The sequence below is a fragment of the Rhodococcus sp. IEGM 1366 genome (assembly GCF_033142425.1).
Taxonomy (GTDB): domain Bacteria; phylum Actinomycetota; class Actinomycetes; order Mycobacteriales; family Mycobacteriaceae; genus Rhodococcus_F; species Rhodococcus_F globerula.
The window spans coordinates 578,940-597,957 of record NZ_JAWLRZ010000004.1 but is presented as its reverse complement, the minus strand read 5'-3'; the positions used below and the strand labels follow the sequence as shown (position 1 = coordinate 597,957).

At 62.9% G+C, this 19,018-nt stretch carries 8 protein-coding genes; 2 read left to right on the top strand and 6 right to left on the bottom strand.

The features are described from left to right. Positions 1 to 40: 40 nt before the first annotated feature. From R4P64_RS15450 to R4P64_RS15425, 6 genes are all read right to left on the bottom strand, one after another. Positions 41 to 883: a siderophore-interacting protein gene (locus R4P64_RS15450; protein ID WP_317821566.1), complete on the bottom strand. Its 843-nt coding sequence runs from the start codon at positions 881 to 883 to the stop codon at positions 41 to 43. Beyond that, on the bottom strand, positions 880 to 2,193 hold the full coding sequence (gene entS / locus R4P64_RS15445; RefSeq protein WP_095886037.1) for an enterobactin transporter EntS: 1,314 nt from the start codon (positions 2,191 to 2,193) through the stop codon (positions 880 to 882). Before entS ends, R4P64_RS15450 begins: the two co-directional genes overlap by 4 nt. Further along, positions 2,190 to 3,203: a Fe2+-enterobactin ABC transporter substrate-binding protein gene (locus R4P64_RS15440; protein WP_033235010.1), complete on the bottom strand. Its 1,014-nt coding sequence runs from the start codon at positions 3,201 to 3,203 to the stop codon at positions 2,190 to 2,192. Before R4P64_RS15440 ends, entS begins: the two co-directional genes overlap by 4 nt. Further along, the gene (locus tag R4P64_RS15435; protein ID WP_317821562.1) at positions 3,203 to 15,655 is read right to left on the bottom strand and encodes a non-ribosomal peptide synthetase; all 12,453 of its coding nucleotides are present in this window, start codon (positions 15,653 to 15,655) and stop codon (positions 3,203 to 3,205) included. Before R4P64_RS15435 ends, R4P64_RS15440 begins: the two co-directional genes overlap by 1 nt. 243 nt (positions 15,656 to 15,898) lie before the next feature. Next, positions 15,899 to 16,351 (bottom strand): flavodoxin, encoded by a 453-nt coding sequence (locus R4P64_RS15430; protein ID WP_317821561.1) that lies wholly within the window; start codon positions 16,349 to 16,351, stop codon positions 15,899 to 15,901. Positions 16,352 to 16,391: 40 nt separating this feature from the next. Continuing rightward, positions 16,392 to 16,622, bottom strand: a complete 231-nt coding sequence (locus tag R4P64_RS15425) for a phosphopantetheine-binding protein (protein WP_317821559.1) — start codon at positions 16,620 to 16,622, stop codon at positions 16,392 to 16,394. A gap of 154 nt (positions 16,623 to 16,776) precedes the next feature. Here R4P64_RS15425 and R4P64_RS15420 point away from each other — a divergent pair, with 154 nt between their 5' ends. Continuing rightward, positions 16,777 to 17,937 carry an isochorismate synthase MenF gene (locus R4P64_RS15420; RefSeq protein WP_051730551.1) on the top strand — a complete coding sequence of 387 codons (1,161 nt, stop codon included), beginning with the start codon at positions 16,777 to 16,779 and terminating at the stop codon, positions 17,935 to 17,937. 120 nt (positions 17,938 to 18,057) lie between these two features. Further along, the gene (locus tag R4P64_RS15415) at positions 18,058 to 19,005 is read left to right on the top strand and encodes a hypothetical protein (RefSeq protein WP_317821558.1); all 948 of its coding nucleotides are present in this window, start codon (positions 18,058 to 18,060) and stop codon (positions 19,003 to 19,005) included. Positions 19,006 to 19,018 lie beyond the last annotated feature (13 nt).

Here is a 19,018-nt window from a genome sequence, read left to right as displayed (position 1 = left end):
AAACCCGAGAAAGGCGTCCCCGCGGGGACGCCTTTCTGGTTCAGTCTTCGTCGTCCTCGTCGAAATCTGCGACGCCACGCTTCCAGTAACCCGTTATCAGGTAGTCGCCTTTGTCCAACTTCAAGTTGTCGCGAACGAACCTGCGAAGCGGCTTGAGGCTCGTGGCTTCCCCGGAGATCCAGGCGTAGATACGCTCATCTTCAGCAACGGTGACAGTTCGCACTGCCTGCTCGAGCAGATCGGAATGTCCGGCCGGAACGTCACCGCGGTGCAGCCACCGGACCTCGACACCCTCCGGGACCGTCAACTCGATTTCCTGTGAAGCGTCGGTAATTTCGATGAACGCCCACCCGGATGCAGCTTCCGGCAGCATCTCGAGCCACCGGGCGATCGCGGGCAGCGCCGTGATGTCGCCGGCGAGGAGGTACCTGTCGTACGTCCACGGCACGATGACGCCACCGGGCGGACCTGCCACATGGATCCGGGTACCCGGCGTCACGGCCTGGGCCCAATCGGAGGCGAAGCCACCTTCGTGCAGGGCGAAGTCGATGTCCAATTCCGCCAGATCCGGGTCGTACCGACGGACGGTGTATTCACGCGAGATCGGAAGCGGTCTCGGCCATTTCAGCATTGTCCCATCACGCTCGGGCAGGCGAAGTGTTCCGTCCTCATTCGGGTAGACCAGCCGCACATGTTCATCCGGAGCGTGCGACTCGAACCCCTCGAGTTCGGGTCCACCCAACGTCAACCGCAACAACCCTGATCCGACCATGGTGCTACGAACAACTTCGAGTTCACGAATGCCGATGGGGTACGGCACTTTTGCGCCGCTGGTTCCCGCCAGCACGTCGGCAATGGTCGCGAGATGGAATTCTCGATTCATGAACTACCTTCCTTTTCCCGCGCAGCAGTGGCCACGGGCACCGCATTTTCTGGGTGAGAGTCTGGGCGATCGAGCACGATTACCTCTGAAGTTACCCGCCGCACCGAACCCAGTGTTGCGAGGAGTATCAGTCCCAACGTCAGGCCTGCAATACCCAGGGCCAGCAGTGCAGTTCCCGGTTCGAGCCACTGGCCGAGGAATCCCGCTGCCATGGACCCGATCGCCGTACCTGTGACGGCCTGCACCATCCACAGACTCGACACTCGTCCACGCAATTCGTCCGGCGTGTTCTGTTGCAGGACGGCGAATCGCAAGATGTCGTTGAGGGCTCGTCCGAGTCCGAATCCGGCAAGGCCGAGGAAGGCGAGGAATACAGCCCCCGAAGCCCCGAGAATCACCAAACCGAGCGGCATGAGCGCGACCGATATCAACATAGCCGCGCCGTTGCGGTGAACGCGCCCAGTCCATCCGCTGGTCAGCGAACCGATCACCGCGCCAACTGCCGGTGCCGCGTACAGCAGACCCAGCATCGTTGGGCCACCGCCGAGTACGTCGTCGACAAAGGCCGGAAGCAGGACCATCGGACCACTGACAAACATGACCAGTAATCCGCTGATCAGGATTCCGCGGATCACGGTATGGGTACCCGCGAACTTCACTCCGGTCACGAGGGCGCGGACGGGGCTTTCGTGGTTGGTGCCGGGCGCCGGCGCCGGTCCGACAGCTTGGAAGAGAGTAACCGTGCCCGCCGTGGCCGCGGCGGCCACGAAGTACGTCACAGGAATACCGCCGGAGGCGATGATCACTCCGGCAATCGCCGGTGAGATCATCGTCCCGACATCGGTGGTCAACGCCACCAGTGCGCCGGCTGCCGCCATCTTCTCGCGGGGCAGCAGCGCCGGCATCAAAGCCATCAGGGCCGAGCTACTGACGCCGCCGGCCAAGCCGTCGATCGCCGCTGCGACATAGATGACCCACATGGACGGATGCGGAAGCAGAGCGTTGCACCCGAGGATCACAAATCCGAGACCCGCAGCGCTGCGGGCAAGTTGGATAGTGCGTCGCCGATCGTATCGATCCGCAAGCACCCCACCGAACAGGCTGCCGACGAACATGGCGACGGCCATCGCCGTGGACACTCCGGCAACCTGCAAGGTCGACTTGGTGAGCTGGTACGTCTGCGCGGGAACGGCTACGACAAGTAGTCCGATCCCGAGCAGCGAGATCATTCGCGCGGAGAACGCGTACCGGAAGGGACGGCTGGTCCGCAATGGTGATACATCGATGACCAGCCCACCGAGTCGGGTCATGCGAAGGTCTGACCGATCAGGTCGAGGGTCGCCATTGCGCCGTCGTAGTCAGGACGGTAGCTGGTGGCGGGAAGCTCGAACGTCGTTCCGGCTTTGAAGGAAGGAAGCTGCGAGTACAGCGGATCGGTGGCAAGTTCTGCCATCGGGCGTCCGGATACCGGAATGACAAATGCGACAGGGGCGTCGGCAACCTGCGAGAGCATTTCCGGGCTGACCTCGAACGAGTCACCCGAGCCGAAGAGCTGCGGGTTTCCGGCCTTGGTCATGACGTCGTCGGCCTTGAATCCGAGTTCTGCAAGCATTGCGGGCAGAGCGGCAGTCGGCGGCACGAGGTACGGCTTGTTGTTCGCGAGCGAGAGGATGTAGACGACGTTGCCCTCGGGAACGGTGATCTTGCCCTTTACCTCTTTGACCTTGGCGTCGTATGCATCCATCAGAGCCGGAACCTGGTCGGAGCGTCCGGCTGCGTCGGCGACGATCTCGAGCTGCTTGTCCCATGCGGCAACGGTGCGCGGCACGAGGACGGTCGGCGCAATTGCTGTGAGCTGGTCGTAGAGCTCCTCAGCCTGCACCGAGGTGACACCCTGTCCGCCACCGATGATCAGGTCGGGCGCAGCTGCGGCGACGGCTTCGATGTTGAGCTGCTCACCGGCGGGCAGTTCCTTGGTGCCCTGGGCCTTTGCATCCGCTGCCCACGCCGGCGGGAAGCCGCCGTCGAGGTTCGTCACACCCAAAACGCGTGTGTCGGTTGCGACTACGGGTGCGTCGAGTGCATAGAGGTAACCGGCGAGGCCACCGCTGAGCACCACGATCCGTTCTGCCGACGCCGGTACGGTGACAGAACCCTTCTCGGTTTCGATCACACGCGTCGTAGGTTCGTCTGCCTTTGCAGGCTCGTCCGAGGACGCGCTGCTGCAACCGATCATCGCAACGAGTGCAACGATCAACAGACCCGCAATCGCGACGAATCGTCGCCAACTTCGAATCGCGAGGGGCGGTGTGGACTTCATCATTCAACTCCCATTGTGTTTCCAACTGTGTGGTTTGTGGGCTGCGACAGATGACTGTCGAGCAGTGGCGCAATTGCCGCCCAACCGGCTGGGGTCACCAATCCGGCGTGGTCGAACGGTAGGTGGTGGACTGAAAGTTCCTGATCCCCCCGGATTGTGCGCCAGCGATCGGCTAGCACTTCCCCGGACACACCCGTGTCAGCGGTGATCAGAGTAACCGACCCGGCGTAATTCGGGTCCACCGATCCCGACGCCAGTGAACGAGTGGCATCAAATCCGGTTCGCACCAACTCGACCAGGGCGGGTGCCTGCGCAAGGAGTTCCGGCGGGAGTGCCGCTGCCAAGTCCTGTTCGGTGCTGCGGTCTTCCCGGTTCTCAGCGGACCGGGTTCCGAGCGGGTGGGTGTCGATCAGACCGGTGAACCCTACCGCGTGTCCCGCCTCCGCCAACTGCGCAGCCATCGCGTGAACGACGTTGCCACCGAACGAGTATCCGAGAAGGTGATAGGGACCGTCCGGTTGCACGCCGCGAATCGTCTCGACGTACATCGATGCCAGTTGATCCACGTTCGTAGCTTCGAGGGTGTCGCCCGCGAGCGTCGGCAACTGCAGGCCCAACACCGGACGATCAGCCTCGAGCACCCCGGTCAGCGGTGCGAAAGGCCACGCGAATCCGCCCGCCGGGTGAACACAGAACAACGGTTCGGCGGCGCCTTCCGACCGTAGCGACACCAGGTGATCACGGCTGAGGTCCACGTCAAGGGGGCTTGCGATATGAGCAGCAAGCTCGGCAACGCTCGGGCGAGCCATCAACGTTCCCACGCCCACTCCGACGCCGAGTTCGTGTTCTACTTCACCCACTAATCGCATGGCACGCAACGAGTCTCCACCGAGGTCGAAGAAGCTCTCTTCCGGATCGACGGTGTCGACACCGAGAACATGCGCGAAGACCTGGCACAGTTGCTTTTCGGTCTCGGTGCGAGGCGCGCGTGCCGCTGCCCGGGTCGGCGGCGCGGGCAAGGCCGCTCGATCCAGCTTTCCGTTGGGTGTCAGCGGAATCGAAGCGACGGTGACGATATCCGACGGAACCAAATGCGCCGGTACACGTTCCCACATGACCGCCCTGAGGTCTCCCGGTGCACAACCCGTTTCGGGAACCACGTAGCCGATCAGCCGTGGCGCCGAACCGTTGTCACGCCGAACGGTCGCCGCGGCGCGAAGCACTCCGGGGCACGCTGCCAGTGCAGATTCCACTTCTCCCAGCTCGATCCGGATTCCTCGGATCTTCACCTGATGGTCTGCGCGTCCGAGGTATTCGAGTTCGCCGTCGCGCCGTCGACGCACCACGTCACCGGTCCGGTACATGCGCCCGCCGACGCTGAAAGGGTCGGCGACAAATACCGACGACGTCAGAGCGGTCCGATCGAGGTAGCCCATCGCTGTTCCGTCACCGGACATGTACAACTCCCCTGCCGCCCCTACCGGGACTTCGCGCAGGCCTGAATCAAGCACCCGCGCCGACGCATTGAGGATCGGCCGCCCCAAGCACGGGGTGTCACTTGCCCGAACTGGCGAGCCCATCGCATTGATCGTGAACTCGGTGGGGCCGTATAGGTCGTAGCCGTCGACGCCGTCCTGATCACGCAACCGCGACCACAATTCCGCGGGAACCGCTTCGCCGCCGAGCATGACCAGCGCCGGAGTGTGATCACCGTCGAGAAGTCCGGCCGCCGTCAATTCCCGTGCATACGAGGGCGTCACGTTCACCACATCGATGCCGACGGACTGGTAGTGCTTGACCAACGACACCGGATCCAGCCGCGCCTGCTCGTCGATCACATGAACCTCATGACCGGCGAGGAGCCAGAACAGTTCTTCCCACGACATGTCGAAGGAGAAGGACACCGTGTGCGCGATACGCAATCGTCGCCCGGCAGCGCTGTTTTCGGTCGGCGTGAAGATTTCGGCCTTGTGGTTGTGGTACATCGTGGTCAGGCCGCGGTGGCCCACCACGACGCCCTTTGGTTTGCCCGTGCTGCCCGACGTGTAGATCACGTAGGCAGGCTGATCCGCCGATGTCGGACCGCCTACCGCTGCGTCGGCAACAGTGGGTGTCTCGGCGCGGCCGTCAAGAATGTCAACGATGTTCGGCAGGTCGATGACAATGCTTGTCCGACCCTCGGCAGCGACGAGATCGTGTTGATCGGCGGTGGTGATCACCACGGCCGCATTGCTGTCTTCGATCAACTCCCGCAGCCTGGCGGCGGGATGCGCCAGATCCAACGGAAGGTAGGCAGCTCCGGCTCGCATGACGGCAAAGATCGCCACCACGTGATCCGCTGTCCGCGGAAGTGCAAGCGCAACAACGCCGGACGGCCCAGCGCCGGACGACGCAAGTATTCGCGCCAACCGATCAACTCGCGTATTCATCTGCGCAGCGCTCAACGTGACATCGCCGAATACGAGTGCGGTGTCGTCCGGTGTCGCCAACGCTCGTTCTCGCAGCAACGCGTCGACGCTGCCGCCCGGCTCTCCGGGAAGGGGCATCGTGACGTGCTGCGACACGAACTCGGTGGGCGTCTGTGCGCGCGGAACCGCCGTGTCGGCCACTGTCGCCGCCTCGGAACGCGCCATCAGTTCGAGGAGGGCTTCGGTACGAGCCAGAACGTCGTGCGCCACATCGCCCGGAACCAGATCCGGCCGGTTCTCGAGAACAAGCGCCATCGACGCGTCACCCACACCGGGATCAACATCGAGTGTGAGCGCGTAGTGGGTGCCGTCCACCGCGTCGAATCCGACGATTCCACTGCGCCCGAACGTGTCCTGGCGTGCCTGTTCGTCGCGAGGGGTATTACGGAAAACGTAGAGCGTGTCGAACAGTGCGGCAAATCCGGCCGCGCGCTGAACGTCGCCGAGACCCACATGGTGATGTTCGAGGAGTGAACCCTGCTCGCGGAACAACCGTCCGAGGAGGTCGGAGATCCGCTCCCCGGGGCGAACATTCATGCGCACCGGAATGGTGTTGAGCGCCAGACCCACCATGCGGTCCGCGCCGTCCACCTCAGGCGTACGTCCGGACACCGTCGAACCGAAGACCACGTCGTCACGACCGGTCACTGCTCGCAGAGCCAGTCCCCAGGCCGCGGAGACAACCGTAGACAGGGTCACACCGGTCCTGCGCGCAAGGTCCCGTACGTCACTACTGATGCTCTGTTCCAACACAACTCGCGTGAACACCGGAAGAGGCGCACTACCGCCGGAACCGGTGCCACCGACAAGCGTCGGCTGTTCGAGGTCTGCCAGATAGTTCTTCCACGACGAAAGAGCTTCCGGGCGATCTGCCTCGGCGATCCAGCGCAGGTGATCACGGAAATCCGCCGGGGTTTCCAACGCCGAGTCGAGGTGGACCGGATCTGTGCCGTTCGAACGAGCATATTCGTACAGCGCAAACAGTTCCGCGTACATCAGCGTCTGCGACCAACCGTCGGTCAGCAAGTGATGCTGGGTGAATACGAGATGCGCGCCGCCGCCCGGCAACCACGCCAGAACCATTCGGATCAGCGGTGGAGCGCTCAGATCGAAGACGGTGGCGAACTCTTCTTCGTCGAGTGCCTGTACTGCACCCTCGATCTCGCCGACCGGAGTAGTGCTCAGGTCAACTTCCCGGAAAGGCATGCGGGCTGCCAGCGGAACAAACTGAACCGGAGCGTCGAACCCGGCGTGAGTGAAGCCGGCACGCAGGTTCGGGTAGCGGCGCAGAAGTGCATCACCCGCCGCACGCAGCGCAGAAATGTCCACATCGGCCTCCGCCGAGAACGTGAATTTCGGCTGCATGTGGTAGACGTCAGTGCCGCCGGCACCGTCGAGTACCGATTGGAAGTACATGCCTTCCTGCAACGGACCGAGAGGCAACACATCCCGCCAACCCGGACTGAGAATGTCGAGACGTATCCGCCGATCGGAGTCGACGGTCACCAAGGGGTTCCGCAACCGATCCGGCGCCGTTTCGGGAAGCGCCTTGCGGTCGACTTTTCCGTTGAGCGTCAACGGAAGCGCATCCAGCACCGTCAGTGTCTGCGGCACCATGTGTTCGGGAAGCAGCAGCGCAACTTCCTTGCGAACCAAAGCCGAATCGAGGCCGGTACCGACTTCAGCCACCACGTATCCGTGCAGAGTACCGATGCCTGCCGCATCTACTCGGACGGTGGCCGCCGCACGAGATACACCGCTCACCGCGCAGAGCGCGCCCTCGACCTCACCGAGTTCGATACGGAACCCGCGGACCTTCACCTGATCGTCCGCGCGTCGCAAGAAATGCAACACACCGTTCCTGCGTCGAACCAGATCACCCGTGCGGTACAGGCGGGCGCCCGGCACACTCGGATCCGCTACAAACCTGGTGACCGTCAGATCGGGTCGGTTCAAGTATCCGCGTACCACCTGCGAACCGCCCAGGTACAGCTCGCCTGCAACACCTTCCGGAACGTTCCGCAGATCGTCGTCGAGTACCCGTGCGTGGACGTCGGTCCATGGCCGCCCGATCGTGACCCGATCATCGCGATCGAGTACCGCCGATGTCGCCCACACTGTCGCTTCCGTGGGTCCGTACACGTTGCGCACCGACGGGCAGAATGTCACCAGGTCATCGGCCAGGTCTTGCGGCAGTGCTTCTCCACCCACCAACGCTCGAACCTGGAGAAGGCGATGCGCATTCTCGTGTTCCATGACAACTCGCCACAGCGACGGAGTTGCCTGCATGACGGTGGCACGGCTTTGCGTGATCAACTCGAGCAGGGCATCCGGATCACGGACCGTCCCCCGATCGGCGAGCACAACGGTGGCACCGGCAGCCAGCGGACACAACAATTCCAGCGCGGCGATATCGAACGACACCGTCGTCACCGCAACAATGCGATCGCCTGGCCTGATCCACTGATCGCCGATCACAGTCTCGGCGAACGCCGCGAGATTGGCAGTGCTGACCATCACTCCCTTGGGTCGACCCGTCGAACCCGAGGTGTGGATGACGTAGGCAAGGTGCTCACCGGCCGGTCGCGGTTCTGCAAGAACAACATCCGAACTCGTCTGTGCTGCGTCCACGAGCACCACCGCCGGCGCAGTCGAAGGAAGTTGCCCTGCCACATCGGAACTCGTCAGAACACAAACAGGTGCCGCGTCCTCGATCATGAATTCGAGCCGCTCGGCCGGATAATCGACATCGAGTGGCAGGTACACCGCGCCGACGCGCAGAACAGCCAGCAGTGCTGCGACCAGGTCCACGGATCGGTCAAGGGCAACGGCAACAACCTGCTCCGGCCCGGCACCGGCGGCAACAAGTTCGCGCGCCAATTCGTCCACCCGGCGCGATAATTGGAGGTAGGTGAGCGTCGACTCGCCGGAGATCAGCGCGATGACGTCGGGTGCTGCGACGACATTCCGCTCGAACAGGATCGATATTCCCGCCGGAGCGTCAACTCGCCGCGGTGGGTCGTTATGCGGATGAGCCACTGTCGGCAGCAATTCGGGAACGGGAAGGTCCCCGTGCCGGGCGCCGCGCTCGAGTACCGAGATCACGGTGTCGAGGAGGGCGTCCGCGGTCGATCCGTCGTACACCTCGGCATTGACGGTCAGGTGAATCTCGGAACCAACGCGCACAAACTCGAGATCGACAACTGCGTCGGCATGCCCCACGCGAGCGGCACCCAGACTCGCCCGAGAACGATCCAGGAGGTTCGCGAGTCGATCGAAACTCACGTCGGAATGCAAACGGGCACCGGACATGGCGTTCTCGACCCGGTCCACGACCTGGGTGAAGGTCGGACGACCGCTCAGATCGGCTCGGATGATCGACTCCGCTTCGGCGTCGACCAATCCGACAGCAATGTCGCGGCCGGCACCGAAGGTACTCAGCGCGGCGGCAACTGCAGCGAGCAGCATCGAATCCCGGTCGACGGTTTCGCCCAGCTGCCGAATGTACGTGTGGGCACGGTACGCCGGCGAAGGAGTTCGATCGTAGGGAAGATCCACGTCGAGCGGCACACCGCCGAGCACCTGAACCCAGTACTTTTCGTCGTCAGGATTTCCCGGCTCGGCGCCGCCGCGCGGCGCCTCGCTCTGATCCCCGACACCATCCACGGGCGCTGCCACGGTCGAGTCCAGCTCGAGCGCAACGAACTTCGTGTCGTCAATCCGCGCGACGCCGGCCAGCCCCAACGGGGTCGGCGTATCGAACACGTCCGAAACCGATACGCGTAAGCCCAGCTTGCGCAGGCTTCCCACCAAACGCATAGCGGTCAGCGAATGACCGCCGAGGGCAAAGAAGTTGTCGGCCGGGTTCACTACGGGAAGATCCAACACCGTTGCAGCGCAACGGCACAGTGCGTCCACGACGACAGGATCTACGGCGCCAGGCGCTGCCACATCCGACTTGATCGGCGCCGGGGAAAGTCTACGCATCGAAACGCGCTTCACGACGTCGAGGAGGTCCCCCGCGGGCAACGACGGCGAATGAACAACACTGCCCAGAATCTCACCCAATCGCGTCACCACCCGCGCAGCGGTGTCTGCGGGAATGGCAACAGGATCGTGGTAGAGCACAAGATCGAGGCACAGGCTCGGCGGTGCCATCAGCGTCATCGGGTAGTGCGTGACACCACGGTTCGTGAAGCTACTGACGCGCAGCTCGTGCGAGCTGGGCTGGCCGGCTCCGGAATTCGGGAAATTCTCGAAAACGAGAAGTGTGTCGAACAGTTGCCCGATTCCCGCGATTCGCTCGATCTCCGCCAGGCTGGCGTGCTCGACCTCCTGCATATCGAATTGTGCGTTCTGCAAACCGGCAAACTGCTCGAGAAGCGGCACGTCGGCAGCGATGTCGAACCGCGCTGGAATCGTGTTGCTGAACAATCCGACCATAGCTTCCACACCGGAAAGATCGGCGGGACGACCGGAGACTGTCGCTCCGAAAACAACGTCCCACTGCCCGGTCAGCTCGGCAAGGACTGCAGCCCAGGCCCCTTGGACCAGGGTGTTGACAGTCAACCCGTGGGTGCGTCCGAGTTCGATCAGCGCCGAGGCGTCCGTGTCCGACAGCGGTACCGGAACCTGCACCGGCACGCCTCGTTCCGACTGTCCGTCAGCAACGAGCGTCGGAGTGGTCAGCCCACGCAGACGCTTGCTCCACGCTGCCCGTTGCGCATCCTCGTCACGGTCGGCGATCCACGCCAGGTAGTCGCCGTACGGAGTCGGCGCCGGCAGACCGGCGTCACCGTCGTGGTAAACGTTCATCAATTCACGCAGGACGATAGGCGTGGACCAGCCGTCGGTGAGCAGGTGATGCGCATTGAGGATCAGCCGATGGACATCACCGGGGAGACGAATCAGTAGGGCGCGCAGCAGCGGCGGCATTCCGACGTCGAAGATGTGCTCGGCAGCCTCGTCCTCCAGGCGCTGCGCCGAACGCAGTGCTGCCGCCTTCGGTACCGCCGTCAGATCGACCGATCGCCAGGCGACCTTGGCCGAACGCGGAATTGCCTGCACCGGCCGATCGAACTGTTCGTAGTGAAACGCCGCGCGCAGGTTCGGATGCCGGTCGATGACCGTCTCGAATGCTTCGGCCAGCCGCGCGTCGTCCAGCGGTCCGGTGAGATCAAAACGAGCAGTGAGAGTGTAGACGTCCGCAACGCCATCTCGAACGGCGTGGAACAGCAACCCTTCCTGCAACGGGGACAACGGAAGAAGATCGGCGAGCGGGCCGTGAACCGACTCCAGTTCATTGATGCCGTCCTGATCGACCCAATGAGCCGAGCAGTCGGAGGGGGTCAACCCGCCGGCACACAGCGCTGCATGCGCGGTGAGCGCCGCTAGAGCTTGGTCCCAATGTCCGTGCAGTTCATCGACGATCGCGGCGTCCAGCACCCGGCCCGCTGCCGTCCACTCGACAGCCAATTGGGGGTCACCGTCTTCGCGAACAAAAGCATTGAGCGCCAACACTTCCGACATCGCCTTGGATGCCGGTTCGATCACGGAGAACGCGTCATGCTCGGGTAGCCTCCACCCGGTTCCCGGCAACGACGGGAAGCGTCCCAGATAGTTGAGCAGAAGTTCAGGCTCAACGACGTCGGAGAATTCCGGTGCCGCAACAGGATCGAGGTAGCGAAGTACCCCGTAGCCGACGCCCCCGCCCGGAACAGCGCGCTTCGCCTCCTTGACGCTACGCAGCAGAGCTCCGGCCGCCGCGCCACCGCTCAGAGCGTCGGTCAGTGCGTCGCGGCTCGAAATCGCGTCGGTGGGCACCGATACCGGGAACTCGCTGGTGAACCAGCCGACCGTTCCGGCGAAGTCGGTGTCGTCGGTCAGCGGATCACGACCGTGTCCTTCGACGGTCACCGTCTGCGTGTGACCCAATTCGTGCCCATGACTGTTCTGCCACGAACGCAACGCCAACATCAACGCTGCCAGCAATACCTCGTCTACCCGCGCTCGGTACGCCGCAGGAAGCGTGGTCAGAACCGCTTCGGTCACTGCTGCCGACGCTACGGTTGTGGTGCGGGCCGCAGTACTCACGGTGTCCGTCGTGGGGTCGAGTCGACGAGCGCCGATCGGAGCAGCGCCCCCACCGCCGGTTGCCGTGATGCCGGCGGCGGTCTTCCAGTAGTCGAGTTCGGATCGCAGTGTGCCCGAAGCCCCGAACTCCGCGAGCACGCCCGCGTGCCGACGCCACGAACTACCTGAGACGCCGAGCGTGGCGGATCGACGTTCGCGCGCAGCATCAGTTGCCTCGTGCAGATCGGGAATCAGAATCCGCCAGGAAACGCCGTCGACGATCAAGTGGTGCGCAATGACGATCAACTGATCCGGGTGACCGGTTGGGGTTCGCAGCAACACGACGCGCAGGAGATTGCCTGCACGCGGATCGAGTTGCGCCGCAGCTTCTTCAGCGGTGCGCTGGATCAGTTCAGTGTCAGCACTTCCCGCGATCTCACTCACGAGCCCCTCTGCGCGCACGGCACCCGAGTCACGAACGATCAATTCGGTGGCGGCGCCGCCAGTTCCCCGTCGCAGTAGAAGTCGCAGTGCATCGTGGCGATCGAGGATCGTCTGGACCCCTGATCGGATGTCGTCGAACGCGACCATCTCGTCGATACGCACAGCGGTCCACTGTGCGTAACCGGCAATGGACTCGTCGGTGGGGTTCTTGTCGGTCAATGCGCGCACGATCGGTGGTGCGATCACTGAGCCGGTCGCTACGTCGACTACAGCAGCGGCGCGGTTGTCATCGTCGGCGACCTCGCGGGCCGCCGCTGCGATGGTCCCCAAATCGCGCTGCGCCAAAAGCTCTTTCGGAGCAATGAGCACTCCGCGCACACGTAGCCGACTACTGACGCTGATGGCGGTGATGCTGTCACCACCGAGACCGAAGAAGTCCTCGTCGACACCAACTCGGTCCCGTCCCAGAACCTCCGCCACCACAGCACAGAGGATCTGCTCGCGGGGTGTGGATGCGGCACGACCTTCTGATTCCAGAACCGGAGCGGGTAGCGCCGCGCGATCAAGTTTTCCGTTGACAGTCACGGGAAGTTCAGTCAAGACAACAACAACCGAAGGCACCAGGTGATCCGGCACTCGCGTCGCAAGATCACGGCGCAGTTCGTCCTGCGGCGGCAAAGTAGCACCGGCCACAGCCACGACGTAACCCACCAAACTGGGGCGTCCACCGTCGGTGCGAATGACGGCTGCGGCCGCGCCGACGCCGGGCACGGCACCCAGAATCGCTTCGACCTCACTGAGTTCGATGCGATGACCACGGATCTTGACCTGCTTGTCGCCGCGGCCGATGAATTCGTATCCGCGGCCCGGCACCCAACGGGCCAGGTCGCCGGCCCGGTACATGCGGTCGCCGGGAGCACCGAAGGGGTCGGCAACAAATCGTTCAGCCGTCGCGGCTTCCCGCCCGAGATATCCCCTGGCCAACTGAGGACCGGCCAGATAGAGCTCTCCGCGCTCGCCGTCGGCAACCGGCTTCAACGCGCTGTCGAGGAGATACGCGCGAGTTCCCGCGAGCGGGTAGCCAATTCGGGGTTCCGCGCCGTGGACGGAAGTCGCAATCGCGTCGACGGTTGCTTCCGTGGGTCCGTACAGGTTCTGGACCGGCACATTCGCATCGATGATCGCATCCCAGAGCGCAGGGGGCGCGGCCTCACCGCCGACAACCAACAACGCAAGTGGGTGTGCGCCCGTCAACAATCCACTGTCGACCAGTGCCGTAGCCATCGAGGGAGTGGTGTCGACGACATCGATCCGATCGCGCGCGAACGCGGAAACCAGTGCGTCGGCGTCCTTCTGAAGCTCTTCGTCGTACACATGCACTCGATGTCCACACAGCAGCCACAGCAGCTGGTCGAGGGATGCGTCGAAGGCAAACGAGGCTGTATGAGCGGTGTGCAGTTGCCGCCGGCCCACTCGGTTCGCAGCGTCACGGTAGATCGTCGCACTGTGGTGGTGTAGCAAATGGGCGAGTCCGCCGCTTCGCACCAGAACGCCTTTGGGTGTCCCCGTCGATCCGGATGTGTAGATAACGTAGGCGAGGTGGTCCGCGTGACGCGGAGCAGCCAGTTCACTCGCGGAGATAGGTAGATCGGAGTAACGCGTGAGTTCGTCGCGGAGCGTTTCGGACTCCACGACTACTGGATCCGGCCGGGAATCCCCCGAAAGTTGCTCCGCCAGTGCACCAGTGGTCAGCACAACCTTGGGCTGAGCGTCGTCGATCAGAGCCCGCAGGCGCTCTACCGGATGCTCCGGATCCAATGCCACGTACGCGGCCCCGGCTTGGAGCGTCGCGAGCAGTGCAACAACCATGTCGGCTGTGCGCGGTATTGCGATCCCGACTATGTCGTCAGGTCCGACGCTCCGGGCTCGCAACGCGCGCGCCAGTCGGTAGACGCGAGCGCCCAGCTCGCCGCCGGTCAGAGAATCGTCGCCGCACACCAGGACCGCGGCCTCTAACTGTTGGGCGACAACACGATCGAACACATCTGCAACGTGCTCGATCCGGCCGGCGCTCGGCGCGCTCTCACGGTCGACCAGAATCCGGTCGGCCTCGGCGACGGAGAGTACGTCCACCTGCCCGACAGCCGGATCGTCCTCCCCGACCATCGCGTCGATGATGCTGACAAATCCCGCGAGGCGTCGCTGCACCGATTCACGAGTGTTGGTGCGGGCGTCCACCTCGAACCCGAGGAGCACCTCACCGTCGGCAATGGGTGTAACAGTCAAGCCGAGGTCTTCCGGCGGACCGCCTGCAACGTTGCGCAGCACGCCCACAGCACCTGCGAAGTCCAATGCGAAGTCGAATGCCTTGAGATTGATGCCGATTCCGTGAAGCAACGCACCGCTGCCGGCCACCGCGAGATCGCGGGCCAGGTTCTCTCCGCGGTAACGCTGATGAGCACGCATGCTCTTCATCGACGCCGCGACCTGCTTGCTGAGGTCGCCGAGCCGGTCACCGCTGCGGACCGTCAGGCGCAGTGGCAGCACATTGACAGCCATCGCGGGAGTCCGGAGCGCCGTGCGACCGACCCGAGCCATCAGCGGCATCGCGATGACAACGTCCGACTCACCCAGCAGGCGATGCAAGAATGCTCCGTAGCAGGCAATAAGACCTTCGGCCCAGGTCGTACCCGTTGTGGCCGCCACTGCCTTGAGCTTGGTCAGGGTGTCGGCCGACATCACACTGCGGACCGCAACGGTTCGCTCGGCGGGACCGGCAACCTGCCTGCCTCGACCGTCCAACGGCGGCAACGGGGTAAGGGCGTCACGCCAGTAGTCGCGGTCTTCGGCAAACTGCTCACCGCCGCGGTACTCCTCGTCCTCGGCAATCAGCTGCTCGATCGAGCCGAATCGTGTTGGTGCTACGTCACTTCCACGCGCGAGCGCGGTGTAATGGTCGGCCACGCGGCGCGAGATCATTGCCGCGCTGTATCCGTCGACGATCAGGTGGTGATAGAGCTGGATGCACCAGACTTCGCGATCGGTGAGCCTGATCAGCGAGTACGTGTACAGCGGGCGTTCCACCATCGCCCGGCAGTACTCCGACGCCCGGCCTCGTTCGGCGTCGACGAGGGCGTGCGCAACCGCAACCGGGTCACGCTCCGCCCGCAGGTCGACTATCGGGATGTCACCGACGGGAGCGTCGGAAACGATCTGTCGAGGTCCGTCAGGCGTCTCGATCATGTGCAGCCGCATGGTCTCGGCCTCGCCGATCGTCGCCCGGATGGCATCTGCCAGAAGTGCGGTATCGATCGCGTCGTCGCCGACAATCTCGAGCACCTCGCCGACGAGATAACTCCGCGATTCCGGATCAAGTCTCTGCGCGTTCCAGATTCCGAGCTGAGCTCCTGTCAGTGCAAGCAAATTCTCGCTTGCCTCGATGGAGTTCGAACCTGGAAAAACGCTCACACTGATCCTTTCGCCGCGGACGTGCCACGCAAGGGTGGCCTAACCTCATTTTGGGCAGCCTAAACTAAATATGCGGCAAAGTGGAAGACTCACTCAGGGCAATTTTCGCAACCGCCGCCAAGTCGACGCTTTCCGACAATTACCGCAGGTGAAATACCGAATCTTATTGAAAGAACAACTACTTCATTTCCGACAACACCGCTGCTGTATCAAAATGTGGGATCGAACCCGAAACGGAATGCGTCAGCCCATCACGGTGGCAGCGACGGTTCCGCCCAATTCGTAGCACTGCTGACGAACGTTTTTGTCCACGGGCACAATCACTTCGAGCGGCTCGGCCACCGGAACCAAACCGAGACCGGTTGCCAGTGCCCGCACCGACGACACAGCACCGGCAGTGTCATTGTTTCCGTGCACCCATAACCCATATGGACGCTCGGACACCGCACCCAAGCATTGGTAATAGGTGGTGCCGAAAAAGTACTTCAATGCCCCGGACATATAGCCGAAGTTCGCGGTGGTTCCGAAAATATATCCGTCAGCACCGAGTACGTCGGGCACGGTCGCTGCCAATGCCGGGACAGCAATAATTTCGACGCCCTCGATCTCCGGATCATGCGCGCCTGCCAGCACGGCATCAAGCAATTCATGCGTCGCGGGCGAGGGCGAATGGTGAACCACCAACAAAGTCTTCACGTCCACGAGAATACGACGCGCTTACTACAGGCAAGGCCGCTTACCGCGAGCAGAGAACCTCAACCCATGCATTGACGGTCTGCTCTTCCGCCAACACGGCAAAATCTGCATCCGCTCCGTCGGCGCGCCACCGTTCGACCAGCATCATGAGCCGCACCGAGTCCAGGCCCTCATCGGTCAGATCCGTGTCGTCGCCGAGTTGTTCTGCCCTCATCGACAGAACTTCGGCAACGTCACGCACAATCCGGGCCCGGTCCACAGTGCTGCTCATCGATCTCCTCGTATAGTACGAATACGGAATGACTTTAGGCCAGCCTAACCATATTGGTACGTTGGTACCCAACTTGAAACTGGACACACAAATCTCGCACAACTAAGGCTAGCCTCAACATAGCAATAGTTCCGGACAATCTGGAAGGGCGTCCATGTTTGCACTGGCCGAAGTCGCCGAATACCCGTTGCACACCAACCGATCTGACAACGGAGCGGATTCAGTTTTCCTGCTCTCCCGCAGGCAGACCTCGGTTCAGACCTCCGGAGTGGTGGAAGAATTCGACTCGGCGTTCGACGCTGTAGAGGGACTCAAGACAGGGCGGATCGACTCGGTTGTGGGCGCCCTCCCCTTCGCTCCCTCAACACCGTGCGCGCTCACCGCGCCGCTGAGTTTCACCCGAACGAGGGGTGATCTACATCACTCCGGTGCGGTGAATCTTCCTTCCGCGAAAGTTGCCGGATGCGAACCAAGCCCTCTCGAGCACACCCGGCGAGTTCGCGGTGCGATCACGCGACTGCAGGCAGGCGAACTGGACAAGGTTGTTCTCGCACGCACGCTCGCGATCGCAACCGAATCGCCGATCTCGCCCACAGCACTCACGAGAAAATTGATCTCGCTCGATCACTCGCACAACGGGTTCTGCGTAGACCTCTCCCCCGCCGGCGGGAAATACCGCGGGCGCGCTTTGGTCGGTTCAACGCCGGAAGTCCTGATCGAACGCCGCGGAGACATCGTCACCTGCCACCCGCTCGCAGGTTCGATTGCACGACACCCTGATTCGAAGCAAGACGAAGCACACGCCCAGGAACTCCTGGCGTCCACCAAGGATTTGTCCGAGCACAAATTTGTCGTCGATTCGATCAGCGCGGTTCTCGGACCGCTGTGCCGATCATTCTCAGCGCCAAGCACTCCCGAACTGCTCCGCACGCCTCAACTCTGGCACCTCGGAACCAAGATCGAAGGGGTACTGGCCGACCCGAACACAACGGCACTGGAGCTCGCGCTTGCACTGCACCCCACTCCGGCGATCTGCGGAACACCGACCGATGCCGCTCGCGATCACATCACCGGGACCGAGGACGATCGTGGCTTTTACGCAGGTGCCATCGGATGGTGCGATCGGACCGGCGACGGCGAATGGATGGTTGCCATCCGATGCGCCGAGATCGCGGCCGACGGCCTCTCGGCGAAGGCCTATGCCGGTGGCGGAATTGTCGCGTCGTCGGATCCCGATACGGAATTGCGTGAAACCAGTACCAAGTTCCGAACGATTCTCAGCGCATTCGATCTAGCCGAAGATCTTGCCGAATAGTGGCTCACTACCGGTCGATGCACTCATTTTGACACCAACAGGTCGGGCGTTCAGTACCGTTTTGGGCGATACATCCTAATTCGTCTCTGGCTTCTCGCCTGGGGGTTCCCTGTGAATCGAATGCGCGCCTCAACCCGCCACGCTGCGATGGTCGCCGGCACAGTGACTGTCCTCGTCACCGGGACTCAGTTCGGAACCGCATCTGCGCAGCAGGTATCTCCAACCTTCGAGGCGTTGTGCACCCCGACTGACACCGGCCTCACCGAACTGTCCGGGTTGGCGGCAACGTCAACCGGAATGTATGCACTCGGCGACAGCGGAGCAGACGACCGGATTGCCGAACTCGACGCAGGCTGCCACGTCACTCGCTGGATACCGGTGGGGACTGAGACCTACGATGTCGAAGATCTCGACTCCACTACCGACGGCACTCTGTGGCTTGCCGACATCGGGGACAACAACAAGGTTCGTACGTCCGTGGCGCTGATCGGATTCGATCCGTCGGGCGCGGAAGCTGCCACACCACGTGTGCTGACCTATCCCGACGGCGCACATGACGCCGAGACCTTGCTCATCTCGCATGACGGGCTGCCCGTCATCGTGACGAAGGACTATCTCGGGTCGAGCGATATCTACGCACCGGCAGGTAATCAGAATGTGCATGACCTGAGCACCACTGTCCCGACACAACTGAACAAGGTCGGACACCTGCAATTCTCGCCGACCACAACTCCCGGCGGTCCGGTCGACGGAGCGGGAACAATGGCCGTCACCGGCGGCGCAGTCAGCACCGACGGCACGGTGGTCGCTCTGCGCACGTACACCGACGTCTACCTGTATTCCGCCCCCGACGGTGACGTAGTCAAAGCCCTGTCCGCCAGAGCGATTCGGGTTCCGCTCCCGAACGAACCACAGGGCGAGGCAATTGCATTCAACAACGACGGAGATCTGATCAGCGGATCCGAGGCCTACCAGGGGCCACTGCCGCCACTGCTCATCCTTCGCGGAGCAACCGCCCTTGCCTTGACGGCAGGCTCGGCCGGACCCCTGGGCTCAACGGGTTCGTAGACTCGGGGTCAAT

Excerpts from the sequence above, each read along its gene's own strand:
- R4P64_RS15450 (WP_317821566.1), bottom strand. The coding sequence starts at position 883 with ATGAATCGAGAATTCCATCTCGCGACCATTGCCGACGTGCTGGCGGGA.
- entS (WP_095886037.1), bottom strand. The coding sequence starts at position 2,193 with ATGACCCGACTCGGTGGGCTGGTCATCGATGTATCACCATTGCGGACC.
- R4P64_RS15440 (WP_033235010.1), bottom strand. The coding sequence starts at position 3,203 with ATGAAGTCCACACCGCCCCTCGCGATTCGAAGTTGGCGACGATTCGTC.
- R4P64_RS15425 (WP_317821559.1), bottom strand. The coding sequence starts at position 16,622 with ATGAGCAGCACTGTGGACCGGGCCCGGATTGTGCGTGACGTTGCCGAA.
- R4P64_RS15420 (WP_051730551.1), top strand. The coding sequence starts at position 16,777 with ATGTTTGCACTGGCCGAAGTCGCCGAATACCCGTTGCACACCAACCGA.
- R4P64_RS15415 (WP_317821558.1), top strand. The coding sequence starts at position 18,058 with ATGCGCGCCTCAACCCGCCACGCTGCGATGGTCGCCGGCACAGTGACT.